The following is an 18,347-nucleotide window of genomic DNA, read 5'->3' on the forward strand; positions in this document are numbered from 1 at the left end:
GGTCAGGACGAGACCGCCCGCGGTGTCCTGGCGCGGCGGCGGTTCCGGGCGCGCTGGACCAGCAGGCCGGTGACGCCGAGCGCGAGCACGAGGTAGAGGACGATCGTGATGGGGCTCGACACCAGCACCGACGGGTCGCCCTCGCTGACCGCCATCGCGCGGCGGTACTCGGTCTCGGCGAGCGGGCCGAGGATGACTCCGATGAGGACCGGGGCGACGGGCAGCCCGTACCGGCGCATGGCGAAGCCGAGCAGGCCGATGGCCAGGACGAGGACGAGATCGAGGACCTTGCCGCTGGTCGCGTAGACACCCAGCATGGCGAACACCGTGATCCCGCTGTAGAGGTAGTGCCGGGGAACTTTCAGGAGCTTCGCCCACAACGGCGCGAACGGCAGATTGAGTACCAGCAGGACGGTCATGGCGACGAAGAAGCTGGCCAGCAGGGCCCACACGAGGTCACTCGCACGCTCGAAGAGCAGCGGGCCGGGCTGGAGTCCGTACTGGCGGAACGCGGCCAGCAGTACGGCGGCCGTCGCCGACGTCGGCAGGCCCAGCGCGAGCAGGGCGCCCATCGCGGTGCCGGCGGTCGCGTTGCCCGCCGCCTCCGGTCCGGCCACGCCCTGGATGGCGCCCTTGCCGAACATGGAGTCCGCGCGTCGCGATCCGAGCCTGCGCTCGGTGCCGTAGGAGAGGAAGGTCGGCACCTCGGATCCGCCTACGGGGATGATGCCGAACGGCACACCGATCGCGGTGCCGCGCAGCCATGCCGGCACCGCCAGCCGGATCTCCCGGCGCGACAGCCACAGCCGGCCGGTGGACGGCATGACGCGCAGGTCCTCCTTGGTCCCGCGTCGTGCGGCGACGGCGACGACCTCGCCGAGCGCCAGCAGGCCCACGGTGATCACCACGATGTTGATGCCGTCGAACAGCTCCGGCAGGCCCCCGGTGAAGCGTGCGGCGCCCGACATGCCGTCGACGCCGACCAGCGCGATCGCGAGTCCGATGACCAGGGCGGCCAGGCCGCGGAGGACCGACTCGCTCACCACGGCCGAGATGGCGACGAACGCGAAGACCGCGAGCGCCAGGTACTCGGCGGGGCCGAAGAGCGTGGCGAGTTCGGCCAGCGAGGGGGCGAAGAACACCACGAGGACGGAGGAGAGGATGCCGCCGATGAACGCGCCGATGGCGGCGGTCGCGAGCGCTTGGGCGGCGCGACCGGATTTCGCCATCCGGTGCCCCTCGATGGACCCGGCGATCGCGGTGCTGTTGCCGGGGGTGTTCATCAGGATGCCGGCGGTCGAGTCACCGAACAGTCCGCCGAACAGCACGCCGGCGAACATGATGAACGCGCCGATCGGGTCCAGCGAGAAGGTCACCGGCAGCAGCAGTGCCACTGCCATCGCCGAGCCGAGGCCCGGAAGTACGCCGACGGCCGTGCCCAGCAGAGCGCCGACGAGCACCCACAGCATGTTCATGGGCGTCAGGATCGTGAGGAACCCGTCGCCGAGGTTGCCCAGTGATTCCATCAGAGGACTCCTGCCAGGATGCCCGGGGGAAGGCTGAGGCCCAGTCCTGCGGAGAAGGCCAGTTGAACGGTGGACGAGATCGCGATCGACAGGAAGGCGTCGAACACCGGCCGACGGCTGCCCAGCGCTCTGGCGACCCCCCAGAACAGCAGCGCGCCGGACAGCAGCCAGCCGAGGGGGACGAGCAGGGCTATGAACGCCGCGATCGTGCCGACGAGTCCGAGCACCGCCCAGCGGTTGCTCCGGACCCTGCCCGGGTCGACGGCGTCGTCGGCGTCGGACCCGGTGGTGTCCGCGGCGGCGGTGGAGACGGCGGTGCCGGTGGCCTCGGCGGCGGTATCGGTGCCGGTGGGCGGAGTGCCGTTGGCCGGGGCGGCGACCTGCTCGGGCTCGGGGCGGCGCACCACGTCGACGCCCAGGAGGACGGCGAACACGACGCACGCGACGGCGACCACCGTGGGGAACATCCGGGGCCCCGGTGAGGCGACGTTGGCCGGCACCTCCATGGTGAGTGTTCCGGCACCCAGCACGACGCCGGTGACGAGCAGCAGCAGCGGGACGATCAGGCCGGTGCGGCGGCGCAGGAAGGCGGCCGGTCCCGTGTCCGGCACGGGGTGGGTGGTCACAGCCCCAGCTCCTTGATGATGGTGTTCACCCTCAGCTGGTCCTGGCGGATGAACTCGGCGAACTCGTCACCGGTCAGGAGGCTGTCCACCCACTTGTTGCGGGTGAGGGCGTCCTCCCACTCGGCCGTGCGGGTCCCCTCGGTGACGATGTCGGTCAGTTCCTGTCGCTGTGCGTCGCTGATGCCCGGCGGGGCGACCAGGCCGCGCCAGTTGGGCAGCGACACGTCGACGCCCTGCTCGATGAAGGTAGGGGTGTCGATTCCCGGCACCGGCCTGTCGGCCGAGACCGCGAGGGCCCGCAGGTTGCCCGCCTCGATCTGGTCGCGGAAGTCGTTGTAGCTGCTGACCCCGATCTCGACGGTGTTCGACAGCAGTGCCGTGAGTACCTCACCGCCGCCCGCGAACGAGATGTAGTTGACCTCCTTCGGGTCGATGCCGGCCTCGCGCGCGGCGAGTCCGGCGAGCAGATGGTCGGTGCCACCGAGCCCGCCGCCGCCGACGGCGTGGCTGTGCGGGTTCTCCTTCCACGCGGCCATGAAGTCCTGGAGCGTCCGGTACGGGGAGTCGGCCGGGACGATGAAGACCTGGTAGTCCTCGGCGAGCCGGGCGATCGGCGTGGTGTTCTCCAGGTTCACGCGCGATTTGTTGACCGTGATCGCGCCTTCCATCACGGTGCCGGTCATCATCAGCCGTGTGGGGTCGTCGCCGAACTCGACGAACTGCCCGAGCCCGATGGTGCCGCCGGCTCCCGGCACATTGACGACCTGCACGTTGTTGACGATCGAGTCGCCCCGCAGGGCCTGCTGGAACTCGCGAGACGCGAGGTCCCAGCCGCCTCCGGGCGCGGCCGGGGCCGTGACCGTCAGTTTCGACCTCGGAGTGGCGCCCGAGGTGGAGTTGCTCGCGTCCACCGCGGCGGCGCCCGCGAGCACCACGGTGCTCAGGACGCCGGCGACGGCGAGCATGAAACGTTTCCTCTGCACGATCACTCCCTTGTGACCCCGGACCGAGCGTGACGTCGTGCCTGGCTGGATTCGCGGTGGTCGGCTACCTCAGTGTGTCCATCTGGTGGATACTGATGACCGCCAGATGGTAAACATCATTTCCGGGGCGAGGCAATGGAGATGACACAACGAAGAAGGGAACCGATGTCTCCGACATCTGACGGGGGTGGGATCCGGGCGGTGAGCCGGGCGTGGCAGGTGCTGCGGGCGTTCACACCGGAACGCATGTCACTCACACTGACCGACCTTGTCCGCGAGACGGGCCTGCCGAGGACCACCGTGCTCCGGCTCGTGGAGACGCTGGCCGGAGAGGGACTGGTGGAGTCCGGGCGGGACGGGCGGGTCCGGGTCGGCACCAGCCTGATCGCCTTCGCGGCCTTCGCCGACACCGCCTGGACGGTCCCGCCCGCCTCACTGGCGCGGATGCGCGCCCTCGCCGCCGAGACCGGTGAGACGGTGAGCCTCTACGTCCGCGAGGGCACGGGGCGGGTCGTGGTCGGTCAGGCTCCCAGCCCCAACACCCTGCGCCATGTGGTGGAGCCGGGTGACGTCCTGACGATGTCCGTGGGATCCGCCGCGTACGTACTGCTCAGCCTCGAACCGCCGGAGGAACGGGAGCTGCTCTTCGCGCGCATCGCCGCGGAGTCCGACGGGGACGCCGAGGCGCTCCGCGCCGGAACGGAGGCCGCGGCCGAGAGGGGCTGGTGCGTCACCCACGGCGAACGCGAACCGGGCAACAGCGGTCTGGCGGTACCCGTCCCGTTCCCGGGCGACGACGCACCCGCCCGCCCGCCGGTGCTCGCCGTCGGCGGACCGACCGTGCGGTTCACCGAGGACAAGATCCCCGGCTTCGTGCTCGCGGTGCGCCGCTGCGCCGAGGACATCGCGCGAACCGGTCTGCCTCCCGCCCTGTACTGACCCGCCGAACTACCGCGCCGTACCGACCCACCGGCCGTACCGACCCACCGGCCGTACCGACCCACCGAAGGAGAACCGTGCACCACTATCCGCCTCCCGGGGCGTTCCCCGTCGCCACCGTGTCCGACGCGATGGACCGCTTCGGCGTCGCCGACGGCATCCGCCCGCTGTGGCCGGGCGCGGTCCTGTCCGGCCCCGCGTTCACCGTGTGGACGCGGCCGGGTGACAACAAGGGCCTGCACGCGGCGTTCGAGACGATACGGCGCGGGGAGGTGCTCGTCGTCAACGGAGGCGGCGACGTCACCCGTGCGCTGATCGGCGAGCTGGTGGTGCAGAAGGCGAGGGCGCTGGAGATCGGCGGCATCGTCCTCGACGGCGCTGCCCGGGACGTCGTCGAGCTGGCCGGGCTCGGCGTCCCGGTCTTCGCCCGAGGCGTGACGCCCGCGGGACCGTGGAAGACCGGTCCGTACCGCGTGGGCGGCCCGATCGCCGTCGGTGGGGTGCCGGTCGGCCCCGGGGACTGGGTGGTCGGTGACGACGACGGTGTGGCAGTCGTACCGGCCGGGGAGGCCGACGACGTCATCGCCGGCACACGCCGGCTCCTCGAGGGCGAGACCGAGCGTCGGGCGGCCAACCAGCGGCTGGTGCCCCGTGACTGACCGCCCGCTCGTCTGGATTCCCCGGCCGGTCCACGAGGACGCCCTGGCGCGCCTGCGCCCGCACGCCGACGTGCGCCTCGGGTACGGCACGCAGGGCGTCCCGTTCGACGAGATCAGCGATCGGGTCACCGCCATCCTGCTGCGCACCGAAAGGGTCGACGGCGCCATGCTGCGCGCCGCGCCGCGGCTGCGCATCGTCGCCCGGCACGGCGTCGGCGTCGACACCGTGGACATCGACACCGCGCGGGAGCTGGGGATCACCGTCACCACCACCCCGACGGCCAACAGCCGGTCCGTCGCCGAGCACGCCATGGCGCTGCTGCTCGCCGTGCGCCGGGGCATCGGCATCGCGGTCCGCGACGAGGGGGATGCCCGTGCCGCGATCCGCGGGCGTGAGCTCTCCGGCGCGACACTCGGGCTGATCGGCTTCGGCCGGATCGCCCGTGAGGTCGCGGCGATCGCCGGTCAGGGCTTCGGTATGCGTGTCCTGGCCCACGACCCGATGGTGCCCGCCTCCGTCATCGAGGAGGCGGGCGTCGAACCCGTGAACCTGCCGGTCCTGCTGTCCCGGGCCGACAACCTCAGCCTGCACGTGCCGCTGGTCGAGACGACCCGGAACCTCATCGGTCTGCCGGAACTCCTGGCACTGCCCGAGGGCGCGGTGGTGGTGAACACCTCGCGCGGGGGCGTCATCGACGAGTCCGCCCTGCTGGACGCCGTCCGGCGGGGCCACCTGGCGGGCGCCGGGCTCGACGTCACGGCCGTCGAACCGCTCCCGTCGGACCACCCGCTGCGTGACGAACCGTCGGTCGTCATCACCCCGCACACCGGCGCGCAGACCGCGGAGGCGCTGCGCCGCATGGCCACCGAGGCCGCCGACCACATCGTGGCCGCCCTCACCTGACGGGGCGTCCGTGGCACCCGCCGCCTCGGACGGGGTGTGCCACGGGCGGTCGCCCCACACGTCGGAGCACGTGCGCAGGTCTGCCCCGACGAGAGAAACGAACTGACGTTCGTACCACTAGGTGGTTTGTTTGTGCTGCCAAATGGTTTCGTGGTCTGATGGTACGGCCCGCTCACCGGCCGGGGGCCGCCTCGCCGGTTGTTCCGACACGAGGGAACGGCATGCCTGAATCCGACGCCGGTGGTGTCCGCAGTGTGCAGCGCGCGGTGGACCTGCTCGCGCTCTTCGACGTCGAGCACCCCAGCCGGTCCGTACGCGAACTGGTCGACGCCACCGGACTGCCGAAGACCACCGTGGTGCGGCTGGTCCACACACTGGAACAGTGCGGTCTGCTCTGGAGCCGGGGCGACGGCCATCTCGTTCCAGGCGCCGGACTTCTCCGGTGGGCGGAACTGGCCAACCGGACCTGGCGGTTGCCCGAGGAGGCCCTGCGCCGCCTGGCCGAGCTGAGCGAGGCGAGCGGGGGCGAGACGGTGTCCGTCTACGTCCGTCAGCAGAACAGCCGCGTCTGCGTCGCCCGCCACGAAGGCACCCGCACGCTGCGTCACGTCGTCCGCGTCGGGGCGGAGCTGCCCCTTTGGTCGGGGGCCGCGAGCCATGTCCTCCTGTCCCGCTCGGACCGCGCCGACGTCGCCGCGGTGGCGTCCCGCGCACCGGGCGACGACTGGTGCGAGCCGCTCTGGGAACGCGCCCGGAAGGCCGACGCCGACGGCATGGCCGTCAGCCACGGCGAACGCGAGCCCGGCGTCTCCGGCGTCGCGGCCCCGGTCTTCGCCGCCGCGTCGGGCCGCCTGACCGCGGCGGTCGCGCTGGGCGGCCCGACCACCCGCTTCACCGACGAGGCCGTCGCCGGCCTCACCCCCGCCCTGCTGGACACGGCACGCGCCCTCACCGCGCTCGACTGCATCGGAGGCACCGCCTGATGACGACCCCCCTTCTGGAGGGCGTACGGATCCTCGATCTGACCAACGTTCTCGCCGGCCCCTTCGCCGGCTATCAGCTCGCTCTGCAGGGCGCCGATGTCGTCAAGGTGGAGATGCCGGAATCCGGTGATCTCGCCCGCCAGTTGGGCGCCGACCGCGCCCTGGGGGAGGAGCTGCTGGGCGCCTCCTTCCTGGCACAGAACGCGGGCAAGCGCTCGCTCACCCTCAACCTGAAGGATCCGGACGGGCGGGAGGCGCTGCTGCGCGCGGTCCGCGAGGCCGACGTGCTGCTGGAGAACTTCCGCCCCGGTGTGATGGACCGCCTCGGTGTCGGCTGGAAGACACTGCGCGCCGAGAACCCCCGGCTCGTCTACTGCGCGATCTCCGGTTTCGGGCAGACGGGCCCCCTGCGTGACCGCCCGGCATACGACCAGATCGTCCAGGGCCTCAGCGGCATGATGAGCGTCACCGGCACAGCGGACACGGCGCCCCTGCGGGCCGGGTTCCCCGTAGCGGACACGCTCGGCGGCATGGCGGCCGCCTACGCGGTCGCGGCCGCCCTGGTACGCCGCGGACGTACCGGGGAGGGCGCCTTCGTCGACGTCTCCATGCTGGAGTCCGCGCTCACCGCCATGGGCTGGGTCACGTCCAACTACCTGATCAGCGGACGCGTGCCCGAGCCCATGGGCAACGAGAACTTCACCGCGGCTCCCTCCGGCACCTTCCGCACCGCCGACGGGTACCTCAACATCGCCGCCAACCGGCAGCAGCAGTTCACGACCCTGTGCCGGCTCGTCGGGCGCGAGGATCTGACGACCGACCCCCGCTTCACCCACCCCGCCGACCGCAAAACGCACCGCGACGCGCTGCGCGACGAGGTGGAATCGGCCCTGGCCGCCCGACCGGCGGCGGACTGGGAGGAGATCCTCTCCGACGCCGGGGTCCCGGCGGCACGCGTACTGTCCGTGCCGGACGCCCTGGGCCTGGAGCATCTGGCCACACGTGGCTTCGTGTACGACCTCCCCTTCCCCGACGGACGCGAACGCCCCCTGCACGTGCTGGGCAGCCCGCTGCGCGTGGACGGTGAACCGGCTACGACTCCCGCTCCGCCACCGCTGTTGGGAGAGCACACCGACGACGTGCTGACGGAACTCGGTTACACCCCGGCGGAGATCGCCGCGCTGCGCGAAGGCGGTGCCATATGAGCGACACGGCCGTACCAGTGGGCGACGGACCGGCGCGGGAGCCCGGGAGCGGTGGCGGGGCGGGCGGGAGCGAGGCGCTGATCTCCGAGCGTGCCGTGACCGACTGGTGGTCCACGGCGGTGAGCGAGATCCGGCCCGGCGAGATCCGGCTGCGCGGCTATCCGGTCGAGGAGCTCATCGGCCGGATCACCTTCGCCGAGCAGATCTGGCTCATGCTCCGCGGTGAACTGCCCACGCCTCCCCAGGGCCGCCTTCTGGAGGCCGCGCTGGTCGCCGCGGTCGACCACGGCCCGCAGGCCCCGTCGATCGCCGCGGCCCGTATGGCGGCGACCTGCGGCGTGGGACTGAACAGCGCCGTCGCGACCGGCGCGGGCCTGCTCGGGGACGTCCACGGCGGGGCGGGGCAGCAGTGCATGGAGATCCTGCGCCGGGTCGCCGACGGTGAGGACGCCCGCGCGATCGTCGCCGAGTACCGTCGACGCCGTGCCTACATCCCCGGATTCGGCCACCGTTTCCACCCCCGGGACCCCCGGCGGGACCCCCTGCTCGCGCTGGTGCGGGAGGCGGTCGCCGAGGGCGAGACCCCCGGGTGGGCGCTGGAGGCCGGACTGGCGATCGAGGCCGCGCTCGCCGAAGGCCGGGACCGCCCGGTACCCATGAACATCGACGGGGCCACAGCGATCATCTACGCGGAACTCGGCTTCCCGTCCGAACTCGGCCGGGGCTTGTTCGTCCTCTCCCGCAGCGTCGGGATTCTCGCTCACGCCTGGGAGGAGACGGAGAACGGGGCCCGCATCAAAGGACCACTGCCCCGGCCGCTCCTCGCCGGTTACCACGGCACTCCGAAGCGCCACCTGGACCGGGGAGCCTGATCCGCCCCGGACCCTCCGGTGGCCGCGCCCGCCGCCCGGGCGCCGGACGGGCTGTTGCGGCCGACCCGGGCTCGTGCGAGGTACGGCCGACGAGGCGTCCCCGCACGGCCCGGGCGCGGTGCGGTCAGCGCACCGTCAGGCGCCGCAGGCGTGCCACCGCCGCCTGCGCCCCGTCGACCTCGACGCTGACGTAGCGGGCCGTCCCCGAGACGGTCAGCCGGCGCAGGCGGCCCCGACCGGTGAGTGGTCCGGCGTTCCGGTAGGTGATGCCGTCCGTGCTGAAGCCGGCCTGCGCGCCCGGCACCGTGCCGGCCGTCCACTCGGTCTCCACCAGGCGGACCGGAAGGGCCGCGCCGAGGTCCACCACCATGCGGCCGCGCGCGCCCGGCTGCCACGCTGTGCGGGCGTCGCCGTCCACGGCCGCCGCGGGGTCGGACATGCCCTCCGGCAGGGGGCTCGTGGGGAAGACGGTCCTGCCGAGGGCCAGGTCGTCGTGCGGGTAGGCGGTCGCGCCGTCCAGGACGACGGTGATCGTCCGGTCCGCTGTGACCGAGGCGACCCTCGCACGCCCCTGGGCCTGGACGCGCAGGGCGCAAGAGACCCCGGACAGGCGCACGGTCGCACCGTCGACGACCTGGACCCGCAGGCCCGGCGGCAGTCGCCTGCCCGTGAGAGGGGTGAGCGTGAAGCGCGGGGCCAGCACGACCGCCGAGGCGGCGGGCAGCGCGGCCTCCAAAGAGGTGCCGTCGGCGGTCAGCGTCTGCGTGCCCTCGAAGACCACGGTGTCCGTGCTGGTGCGCGGGATCGCGATCCTCGTCCTGACGGGCTCGCCGGAGAGGTTGAACAGGGTCAGGTGCCCGTCCGTCAGCGTTGTGCGCACCTCGGTGGTCTCCGCCGCGGGCGCGGGCCGCCGGGCGATCGTGCGCAGCTCCCCGGCCGACGTGCCGGGGAAACCCTCGACGAGGAGAGGTGCGGCCGGGCCGTCGCCGAGGACGACCACGTCGTCGTAGACGCTGATCGGGTTCCGGCCGTCACGCACCACGAGCCCCGCGCGCCCGTCGACGTCGAGCCAGCCGCCGCGGCTGCTCACCGCCGGCCTCGGCCCGGTCACCAGGTCCTTCCAGTCCCGGCCGTCCGCGGAACCCTGGACGCGGTAGGCGCGACCGGCCGCCGATTCCCAGCGCAGGGTGACGCGGTCGACCGTGCGCTCGACGCCGAGGTCGACGGCCAGCCAGCTGTCGGCGCGCGGACGGTCGGCCCTGGACACCGCCCAGCGTGTGGTCGCGTCGCCGTCCACCGCGAGGGGCGCTCCCCTCCCGGCGTCGGCCGACGAGGCGGTGGCGGACCCGCCGCGCGCGAGGTCCTCGCCCTGGGTGCCGTCGCGCACCTCGAAGGCGTACAGGGAGTAGCCGTAGGACGGGTCCGGCCGCACCCCGAGCATGCGGACGTGGCGCACCGTCGTGGGCGTGAAGCCGAGCTCGTCCACCCGCCCGGCTGGGGTGCCGGTGGAGGTGTCGCGGGCGCGGACGGTCGCCTCGCCCTCCTCGAAGCGGTAGGTGCGTGCCCCGTCGAGTCCCGGCATGCCGGGCATCGTCAGGTTGTGCACGTCGAGGTGGCCCTCCGCATCGGCGGTGCCGCTGCTCGCGTAGACGACGGCGCCCGTCGGCAGCGTCGCGAAGCCGGCCCAGCCGCCGTCCAGGCGCAGCAGCGTCGCGCTGCCGTCGAAGCCGTCGCGCAGGGACTCGTACACGCGCACCGTACGGCCCCGGACCTTCGCGCCGGTGGCCGGCAGGAACATCGGGGTCGCGCCACTGAGCCGGAACAGCCAGTCGTCGTGCCCCGGCTGCCAGGCGAACTTCACGAACCCGGGCTTGGTCACGGCACCGGCCCACGCGGCACGCGACTGGTGCGACACCAGCCCGGGGCCGGTCCCGAAGTCCGTGACACCGGAGGCGCGCGCGAACAGTTCCTCGCGCGACAGTGCCGTCACGGGCCGACCGGAGGCCGCCGCCCACACGTGCAGCAGATAGCTGATCGCGATCTCGGCACGTGCCTCCGGTTCGTACTTCGGCTCCCCCGAGAACTTCACCATCCGGTGCGCGGGCGGGTATTGCTGGTAGGCCTCCAGCCGCGACGCCAGCTCCTGCTCCGCGCGCGCCGCGGCCCGGTCGCCCATCACCTGGGAGAGGAAGGCGAGCGGAATGACGTCCCTGCCGTAGAGGTGCTCACGGTCGTTGACCATCGGCATCAGTGGCTCGCCCGCGTCGCTCATGACGCCGAGCAGGGTGCGCCACAGCCGCTGGGCGTTCGGCTGCCGCACGAGGACCTGCGGCAGGGGGCGCCCGGCGGCGAGGAAGTGTGCGGAGTTGCGGCCGGAGGTGCGCCACAACTCCTCCTGGTAGTGCGGGCCGAAGGAGCCGTGGTTCTCGACGATGAAGGTGTCGTACAGATTGCGGGCGGTGTTCTCGGAGACGGCGACGCCGTCCACGCGGGCCGGGTTGGCGAGGTCGGCGGGTGGCAGCCCCGCCTCGTTGCGCGACCAGATGCCGTACCACCTGGCCCAGTCGGCGGCGCGGCGGTCGTCGTGGGCCCACGCGAGCGCCGGTGCGAGGGTCTGCGCGTACAGGCCCATCTCCTCCAGCTTGGTGTCGCCGACGTGTCCGCCGAGCAGGCCGTTAGGCGTCCAGTCGCCCGAGGCGGGGTCGTCGCCGCTGCCCAACGACACGGTATAGGCGGCCTGTTCGCGGACGATGGTGTCGACGTTCGTCCGCGTCGTGGTGTCGAGGTCCTGCCACAGAAGCCGGGCGGCGAGGATGAAGTACGACTGGAACGTGGTGTCGAAGAACAGCTTGCGGCCCCACTCGTCGCCGCCCGTGAGCCGGCTGGACGCGGCGAAGTGGCGGATCGTGGCGAGTGTGCGCCGCTTGAGCGTCTCCGGGTCCGTACCCGCGCGCTCCGCGTCGTAGGTGCCGTGGGTGAGCAGGACCGCGTTGCCGAGGACCACGGCGAACCCGAAGTCCTTGGCCCTGTAGCGGCCCAGCGCCTCGTCCCACTGGGTCTCGGACCACCGGGTGTGGTCCTGGAGCACACGGAGGTAGGTGGCCGCGACGGCGTCGGGGGGCGTGTCCGTGCGGCCTTCCGCCGCGTACGGGCTCGCGGTTGCGCTGAGCGGGGGCAGGGCGGCCAGCGCTCCCGTGAGACCGGCGAGGTGCAGGAAGCGGCGGCGGTCGAGGGGCAGGGGATGCGACACGGGCGAAACCTCGGAGGCTAGACAACGTTGTCAAATGGGCCTCGCACATTGTTCGGCGGTCCCGGTGTGCGCGTCAACGGGTGTGACGTCAGCAATTCTCGGTCGACGTCTCGCCGGTCGACGTCTCGCCGGTCGACGTCTCGCCGGTCGACGTCTCGCCGGTCGACGTCTCACCGTCGGCGTCGGCGAACAGCGTCGTCGACGCGTGACGCGCGCCGGACGCGGGCTCGCCCCCGAGCCCGCGTCCGTTGGACGCGCGCGACGCCGGCGACCGGTGAGGCGCCGCCCGTTCAGCTTTGATCCAGTGCCGTGACCACGAACGTTCACGGTGTCGGCGGCCATGCCGTCGGCCCGCGGGTGTGGCGGTGGGAGTTCAGCTGACCTCGTTGCGGACGGCGGTGTCGAGGTCGGTGGCGGTCAGGCCGAAGGTGTCGGCGGTCTCCGTCGCGTCCATGTGGAACGGCGCGTACCACTGGTAGTCCATCTCGGCCATCTCGCGGGCGATCGGCACGATCAGTCCGGCCGTACGCGTCACGGAGCGCGGTATCTGGATCAGTTTGACCGGTGGCCGGCCCGCCGCGACGGCGTAGCGCCGCGCCAGCTCGCGAATGGTGACGGCCGGCGCGGACGGCACGTGCCAGGGTCGGCCCCACGCGCGTTCTTCGGAGGCCAGCGTGATGAGGGCCTGTGCCATGTCGCCGTTGAAGGTGAAGGTGTGCGGCATGTCCAGGTGGCCGGTGATCCAGGCCGCTTTTCCCTTCTCCAGGGCCGACTTGATGAGCAGGGAGTAGATGCCGTTGGCGTCCTTGCCGATGTAGTCGGAGCCGCGGACCTCGACGGTGCGGATCCCCCCGGCAAGGGCCTGTTCCCACATGCGTCTGCGCAGGCGGCCCTTGTGCCCGGTGGCGGCCATGGGGGTGTGTTCGTTCATCCGGCCCCCGGGCTGCGGACCGTAGGCGTAAAGGCTGCCGGTCAGCGCGAGGACGGCGTCGTTCGCCTTGGCGGCGGTGATGGCCGCCGTCTGCAGGGGCGGCAACAGGCGCTCCCACACCGTGTATGAGGGTGGATTGGCGCAGTGGTAGATCACTTCCGCGCCGCGGGACAGCTCGGTCAGGCGGGACGGGTCGGACGCGTCCGCGGCGACCCGGTCGACCAGCGGGTGCTCGGGGCCGGAGCCGCTGCGGGTGACGATCCGGACGCTCTCGCCGCGCTCGGCGAGCAGACGAGCGACGTTGGTACCGATGGAACCGGCACCGATGATGACGTGCTTGGCCATGACGGTTCTCCTTCTCCGGGGTATCGGTCAGTCGTCCACGCCGGAGCCGGTATAGGTGGGCACGTCTGCGAGCATGCCGGCGATCTGCGGGTTGAGCTCGTTGCGGCGCCGGTGCAGTTCCTGGATCTTGGCGTTCAGGTCGGGGTCGTCGTCGTCACTGACGTCGAAGATCTCCAGCCGTTCGACCAGGTGCAGCCCGAGGTGGTCGGTCTGGTAGGTGGTCGGGTGCGTCAGGTAGGCGAAGAGCCCGTCGAGATGTTCGACGACGAACACCGCGCCGTACGTGTAGTCGCCGCCGTGGTCGCGGCCGACGACGAAGGACTTGATGGCGGGGTTCGACCGGCCCTGATTGCGCCAGCTCTCCAGCACCCCTTCGATCTGCTCAGGCGTCGCAGTGGCCTTCATCGTGACTCTGTTGATGTGGTAAATCATGACTTACTATCCGTTCCTAACGTCGTTAGATTTCCTAACGCCGTTAACTATGGCGTGCGTCGCCGACGCGGTCAAGACGGTGACTAGTGTTCGGGAACACCATCGAAGCGAAGTGACAGACCATGCCGACCAGCACAAGACGGGCCCGCGAACGGGCGAACACCCGGGAGCGGATCATCGAGGCCGCGCTGCACGTCCTCGAGACCGAGGGCATCGCGGCCCTGACGATCCGGCGCATCGCCACCGACGTCGAATATTCCGCGCCCGTCGTCTACCAGCACTTCGCCAACAAGGACGCGCTCGTTCTGGAGCTGGTCGCGTACGGTCACCACCTGATGCTGACCGAGTTCCGCCAAGCCGCGCGGGAGCCCGATACGGATCGGCGCATGACGCGCATTGCGTCGCAGTACGTCCGGTTCGCCGGCGAGCACCCCCACCTCTTCCAGGTCATGAACGACCCGATGGTCGACGCGGACGAACGCCGACGCGTCGCGGAACCGGTCATCGACGTCATCAAGGAACTGCTCACCTCCTGGTCGGCTGCACACGACGTGGTCCTGGCCGATTTCGACCAGGCTTGCGAGATCCTCTGGGGCACGCTGTACGGCATCGCGTCGCTCAGTCACCTCGGCAACGTGGGCAGCGATCGCGCCCACCGCCTCGCCGAACAGGCGCTCCGCGCGATCCTTCTCGGCTGGCAAAACGAGGCGCCGGCGAACGGTCGACCGGCGAGCAGCTAGTGCCGCGACCGGCAAGGTTTGCCCGTCAAGGAGCGGCGTCCGGTGCGTGTGATCGCAAGGCGGTCAGAAGTCCATGTAGCGGAGCTACCTGGGCTTTTGGCCAACGCGGCGAGCGCGCGTGCCGGGCGTCGCGACGGGGCAAACGTTGCCGGGAGGGGCACTAGGAAACGCCAACAACCGCAACCGCATGGTTCGGCGACTTGGCTACCTGATGCACGACGGCGCCCGGATCACCGCCGGGCGCCACAAATGGAAGGCATCGCCGGGCATCCGCCGCCAACGCGGGGCGGCCGCCCGGGCCATCCGTTCGTGCGGCGTCTCCATCCCGCCGGCCGCGCGGGGCGCCGCCCAGCCGGTGCCGGACCCTGCCGACCATCCCACCGCGGCGACGGTGGCCGCCGTACCTGGCATGGTGTGGGCTGCCCGCAGGCCATTGACCGGCGCCGTGGGTCCCGCTCACGGTGTCCGTGGGGGCCTGTGGCGTGTCGGCCGGTGCTCCGAGCCGCGCGGGCCGGTGTACCGGAGGATCCACACGCCTTGGTTCTTGTCCGATATGTAGATGCAGCCGCGGCGGTCCACCACCACGTCCTCGGTCTGGGTGACGAGGCGGTCCTCGGGCATCGGGCCGTGACGGCGGCTGGGATCCGGGGGCAGGAAGTAGCCGACTTCGCGCGGCAGCCGCACGTTGGAGACGTCGTAGATCCGCAGCCCGGCATTGAAGTGCGCGACATAGAACAGGTTGCCCTGGCGCTCCACGTCCGGGTGGTGCTGATGGTGGTTGATGTTGTGCGGGCCGCGCCAGCCACCCCGGGTCGTGAAGTCGTCGTACGGGGCGTTCTTCGGCGGGACCGGCTCCGGGAACAGTGACAGCAGGTACGGCTCGGCCGGTTTCGAGATGTCGACGATCGAGTTGTGGTGAGCGGGGCCCTCGGCGTACGTGACGTTCTCGGAGTTGGCGAAGGCGATGCCGCGCTCGGGCAGGGGAAGCACGCTGTGCACGCCGAAGCGGGAGTGGAAGGGCGGGCTGAACCGGAGCGTGCTCACCGGCGTCGGCCGGGACAGCTCGGAGATGTCGAGGACGATCATGCCGGCGGCGCCGTAGGGCAGGTACGCGTGGTGGCCCGCCACGTACGCCGGACCGTGCAGCGACACGTCCGCGCCGGTGGGGCAGCAGAAGCCGTGCCCGGCTGGTGCCGCGGTCGTCGCCCCGTCCCGCTCGGACGCCCGGTCCGGCCCGGATGCCCCGTCCCGCTCGGCCGCCTCGCCGTCACGCTGGCCGGGCACCCACCAGCGGCCCGCCTCACGCGGGCGGCGCCGGTCGGCGATGTCGAGAATCAGGTAGATGTTGCCGGTGTGGCCGGGCAGTCCGGCGGCCAGGTGCACGTACCGTCCGCCGGGGTAGTGGTTGCGGTGGGTACCCGTTCCGCCGGTGCGGAAGTGGCCCAGACGCTTCGGTCTCAGCGGTTCCTCGATGTCCCAGATCAGCACACCGTCCTCGAACTCGGCGTCCGGGTCCCCGCCGAAGTTGGGAAAGATCTGCTCCAGCGCCGTGACCATGGTCGTCCCGGACAGGTCGACCTGCAGGGTCCAGGTGTCCGGGGGGCCCGGCACGAAGGCGGCCACCTCGGGTCGCGCCGGATCCGTGACATCGACGACACTCCAGCCGGAGTCCCAGAAGTGGCCGGTGTAGAGATACCACCGTCCCGCCACCTCGCGGATCGCCATCTTGAACGCCGGCCGGCCGTCCATGTCGCAGTAGCCGACGGCTTCCACGTTCCACGCGTACCCGCCCCCGGGCATGCCGTGCCCCTCGGCGGCGGCCCGAGTCCCCGGTAACGCCGCGACCGCCGCGGACGTCATCCCGGCCCGCACGGCCTGCCGCCTTGTCCAACGCCCGCCGCTCACACGGCCTCCCGCTGCCTCGGTGACGCACGATTCGTCCGCTGCCCCACTCCATTGACGCAGATCCGGGGTAAGGGCCCTGTCAGCCGGTGAGGTAGCCGCCGGACGCGTCGATGTCGGTGCCGACCACGGCGCTCGCTTCGTCCGAGCTGAGCCACATCACCACCGAGGCCATCTCCTCGGCGCGGACGATGCGTCCGATCGGGTAGTCCCGCGCGATCTCCTCGTAGGTCATCCCGAACGCTTCGGCGGCCCGCCGCAGCATCGGGGTGTCCACCGCGCCGGGCGCGAACGCGTTGACACGGATGTTGTCCGCGGCGTACTCCAGAGCCGCCACCTTGGTCAGCGAGGCGACAGCGTGCTTGCTCGCGTTGTAGGGCGCGATGGTCCCGAACCCGACCTCCGCCGAGATGGACGCCGTGTTCACGATCACCCCGCCCCCTTGCGCCAGCATCTGCGGGATCTCGTACTTCATGCCGAGGAAGACACCGCCGGCGTTGGTGCGCCAGACGTCTTCCATGTCCGTGAGGGACTGTTCGTGCAGCCGCGCCGCACGAGGACTTTCGACGCCGGCGTTGTTGACCGCGACGTCGAGTCTCCCGTAGCGGCTGACGCAGGCGCGGACGAGGTCCCGCACCTCGCCCTCACGGCGCACGTCGGCGCGGAGGAACGTCGCCTCCCCGCCGGCCGCCCGGATGCCGGCGGCCACGTGCCGGCCCAACTGCTCGCGCCGACCGCAGAAGAAGACCCTGGCCCCCGCCCGCGCCATGGCGCGGGCGGTCGCCTCGCCGATGCCCGACGTGGCGCCGGTGATCAGGACGACCTTGCCTGTGAACCGTCCGGATCCCGCGCCGGACGGCGCCGTCGCCACGGAAGTCGCCGCGGATGCCGTGGCCCCGGGCGCGGTCGCCGCGGTGGCAGCCAGTCCGAGGGTGCCGGCGGCCAGGACCCCTCGGCGGGAAGGAAGATGTCGGGGCATCGGGAAACCTCCGGTCGGCGCTGGGCAGGATGCTCGGTCGGAGCGCCGGGGGAGTGTCGCCCCGGTGCACCGTTACCGGTCAGGAAAATCGCGCAGACCCTCCGGCGTCCAATACCTGCGCTCATACGCTTGGGGCATGAGGGGCGACTCGGGCGGGGCCATGGACATCGACACACGAGTGCTGCGCTACTTCGTCGCGGTCGCCGAGCGGCTCAGCTTCACCCAGGCGGCGAGGGAACTGTTCGTGTCGCAGCCCTCGTTGAGCCGTCAGGTCCGCCGGCTCGAAACCCGCCTCGGCACCGAACTGTTCACACGCAGCACAACCGAGGTCCGGCTCACCAGGGCCGGAGAGGTGCTGCTCGACGCCGCCCGCCGCCACCTGGCCGACTGGCAGCGCACCACCCACATCGTGCGCGCCACCGCCGCAGGCGAGCGCAAGGTCCTGCGCTTCGGTTTCGTGGCCGCGGGAGGCGGTGCGCTCGCCCGCCGAGCCCGGTCGGTGTTCGCCCGGCGACATCCGGACGCCACGGTCGAGCCCAAGCGCTTCCCCTGGGGCGGCGAGGCCGACGCACTGCGCCACGGGCTGGTGGACGTGGCGTTCCTCTGGCTGCCGGCCGACACCTCCGGGCTCCACGCCGAGATCATCGCGACCGAGACGCGTTGGGTGGCCGTGGCCCGCGCCCATCCGCTTGCCGCGTCGGACAGCGTCACCCTCCACGACATCCGTGACGAGCCGCTGATGTGGACCCGCCGCGCACCGACCGCGTGGGTCGACTGGTGGGCGGTCAACCCGCGTCCCGACGGCTCCGAGCCGGTGTGGGGACCGGAGAACGACAACGTCGAGGAAATGCTCGAACATGTCGCCGCCGACGACGCCGTCTGCATCGGCTCGGAATCGATGGCCGCCTACTACTCACACCCCGATCTGATCTGGCGGCCCGTCACCGACATCGATCCATTGCGCATCGCCATCGCCTGGCCGCGGAACGGCACCCCCAATCTCCTCGTCCCCGATTTCGTCCGTATCGTGCGTGCCCTCGCCCGGCAGGGCTGAGCCTCGTTCCGGAAGGC

At 71.7% G+C, this 18,347-nt stretch carries 16 protein-coding genes; 8 read left to right on the forward strand and 8 right to left on the reverse strand.

Going from position 1 to position 18,347, the window contains the following annotated elements; genetic code table 11:
- Nucleotides 1–2: 2 nt before the first annotated feature.
- The 3 genes from ACU6P3_RS29520 to ACU6P3_RS29530 are packed head-to-tail and all read right to left on the reverse strand — an operon-like array spanning nucleotide 3 to nucleotide 3,135.
- Complete coding sequence (locus ACU6P3_RS29520) at nucleotides 3–1,526, reverse strand: tripartite tricarboxylate transporter permease (RefSeq protein WP_447194882.1); 1,524 nt, start codon at nucleotides 1,524–1,526, stop codon at nucleotides 3–5.
- Nucleotides 1,526–2,152, reverse strand: coding sequence for a tripartite tricarboxylate transporter TctB family protein (locus ACU6P3_RS29525; RefSeq protein ID WP_447194883.1), 627 nt, complete (start codon nucleotides 2,150–2,152; stop codon nucleotides 1,526–1,528). The genes ACU6P3_RS29520 and ACU6P3_RS29525 overlap by 1 nt, the downstream gene beginning before the upstream one ends.
- Nucleotides 2,149–3,135, reverse strand: coding sequence for a Bug family tripartite tricarboxylate transporter substrate binding protein (locus ACU6P3_RS29530; RefSeq protein WP_447194884.1), 987 nt, complete (start codon nucleotides 3,133–3,135; stop codon nucleotides 2,149–2,151). Before ACU6P3_RS29530 ends, ACU6P3_RS29525 begins: the two co-directional genes overlap by 4 nt.
- Before the next feature lie 165 nt (nucleotides 3,136–3,300).
- On the opposite strand from ACU6P3_RS29530, the gene ACU6P3_RS29535 reads away from it, so the two are divergent.
- The 6 genes from ACU6P3_RS29535 (at nucleotide 3,301) to ACU6P3_RS29560 (ending at nucleotide 8,697) form a co-directional block, all read left to right on the forward strand.
- Entirely contained in the window at nucleotides 3,301–4,074 is a 774-nt protein-coding gene (locus tag ACU6P3_RS29535; protein ID WP_447194885.1) for an IclR family transcriptional regulator, read from the forward strand.
- 77 nt (nucleotides 4,075–4,151) lie between these two features.
- On the forward strand, nucleotides 4,152–4,733 hold the full coding sequence (locus ACU6P3_RS29540; RefSeq protein ID WP_447194886.1) for an RraA family protein: 582 nt from the start codon (nucleotides 4,152–4,154) through the stop codon (nucleotides 4,731–4,733).
- Complete coding sequence (locus tag ACU6P3_RS29545; RefSeq protein WP_447194887.1) at nucleotides 4,726–5,637, forward strand: hydroxyacid dehydrogenase; 912 nt, start codon at nucleotides 4,726–4,728, stop codon at nucleotides 5,635–5,637. The genes ACU6P3_RS29540 and ACU6P3_RS29545 overlap by 8 nt, the downstream gene beginning before the upstream one ends.
- Nucleotides 5,638–5,858: 221 nt before the next feature.
- Entirely contained in the window at nucleotides 5,859–6,620 is a 762-nt protein-coding gene (locus ACU6P3_RS29550) for an IclR family transcriptional regulator (protein WP_447194888.1), read from the forward strand.
- Entirely contained in the window at nucleotides 6,620–7,825 is a 1,206-nt protein-coding gene (locus ACU6P3_RS29555; RefSeq protein ID WP_447194889.1) for a CaiB/BaiF CoA transferase family protein, read from the forward strand. The genes ACU6P3_RS29550 and ACU6P3_RS29555 overlap by 1 nt, the downstream gene beginning before the upstream one ends.
- The gene (locus ACU6P3_RS29560; RefSeq protein WP_447194890.1) at nucleotides 7,822–8,697 is read left to right on the forward strand and encodes a citryl-CoA lyase; all 876 of its coding nucleotides are present in this window, start codon (nucleotides 7,822–7,824) and stop codon (nucleotides 8,695–8,697) included. Before ACU6P3_RS29555 ends, ACU6P3_RS29560 begins: the two co-directional genes overlap by 4 nt.
- Before the next feature lie 124 nt (nucleotides 8,698–8,821).
- On the opposite strand, the gene ACU6P3_RS29565 is transcribed toward ACU6P3_RS29560, so the two are convergent.
- From ACU6P3_RS29565 to ACU6P3_RS29575, 3 genes are all read right to left on the reverse strand, one after another.
- Nucleotides 8,822–11,947 (reverse strand): discoidin domain-containing protein, encoded by a 3,126-nt coding sequence (locus tag ACU6P3_RS29565; RefSeq protein ID WP_447194891.1) that lies wholly within the window; start codon nucleotides 11,945–11,947, stop codon nucleotides 8,822–8,824.
- A 373-nt stretch (nucleotides 11,948–12,320) separates the two neighbouring features.
- Nucleotides 12,321–13,223 carry an SDR family oxidoreductase gene (locus ACU6P3_RS29570; protein ID WP_447194892.1) on the reverse strand — a complete coding sequence of 301 codons (903 nt, stop codon included), beginning with the start codon at nucleotides 13,221–13,223 and terminating at the stop codon, nucleotides 12,321–12,323.
- Nucleotides 13,224–13,250: 27 nt separating this feature from the next.
- Nucleotides 13,251–13,655 carry a Dabb family protein gene (locus ACU6P3_RS29575; protein ID WP_109001494.1) on the reverse strand — a complete coding sequence of 135 codons (405 nt, stop codon included), beginning with the start codon at nucleotides 13,653–13,655 and terminating at the stop codon, nucleotides 13,251–13,253.
- 122 nt (nucleotides 13,656–13,777) lie between these two features.
- On the opposite strand from ACU6P3_RS29575, the gene ACU6P3_RS29580 reads away from it, so the two are divergent.
- Entirely contained in the window at nucleotides 13,778–14,395 is a 618-nt protein-coding gene (locus ACU6P3_RS29580) for a TetR/AcrR family transcriptional regulator (protein ID WP_447194893.1), read from the forward strand.
- Nucleotides 14,396–14,851: 456 nt separating this feature from the next.
- Here the strand turns inward: ACU6P3_RS29580 and ACU6P3_RS29585 are convergent, their stop codons facing one another.
- Nucleotides 14,852–16,195: an LVIVD repeat-containing protein gene (locus ACU6P3_RS29585; protein ID WP_447194894.1), complete on the reverse strand. Its 1,344-nt coding sequence runs from the start codon at nucleotides 16,193–16,195 to the stop codon at nucleotides 14,852–14,854.
- Nucleotides 16,196–16,379: 184 nt separating this feature from the next.
- Nucleotides 16,380–17,276: an SDR family oxidoreductase gene (locus tag ACU6P3_RS29590; RefSeq protein WP_447194895.1), complete on the reverse strand. Its 897-nt coding sequence runs from the start codon at nucleotides 17,274–17,276 to the stop codon at nucleotides 16,380–16,382.
- A gap of 136 nt (nucleotides 17,277–17,412) precedes the next feature.
- On the opposite strand from ACU6P3_RS29590, the gene ACU6P3_RS29595 reads away from it, so the two are divergent.
- Entirely contained in the window at nucleotides 17,413–18,330 is a 918-nt protein-coding gene (locus ACU6P3_RS29595) for a LysR family transcriptional regulator (RefSeq protein ID WP_447194896.1), read from the forward strand.
- Nucleotides 18,331–18,347 lie beyond the last annotated feature (17 nt).

Source organism: Streptomyces hebeiensis (genome assembly GCF_052983195.1).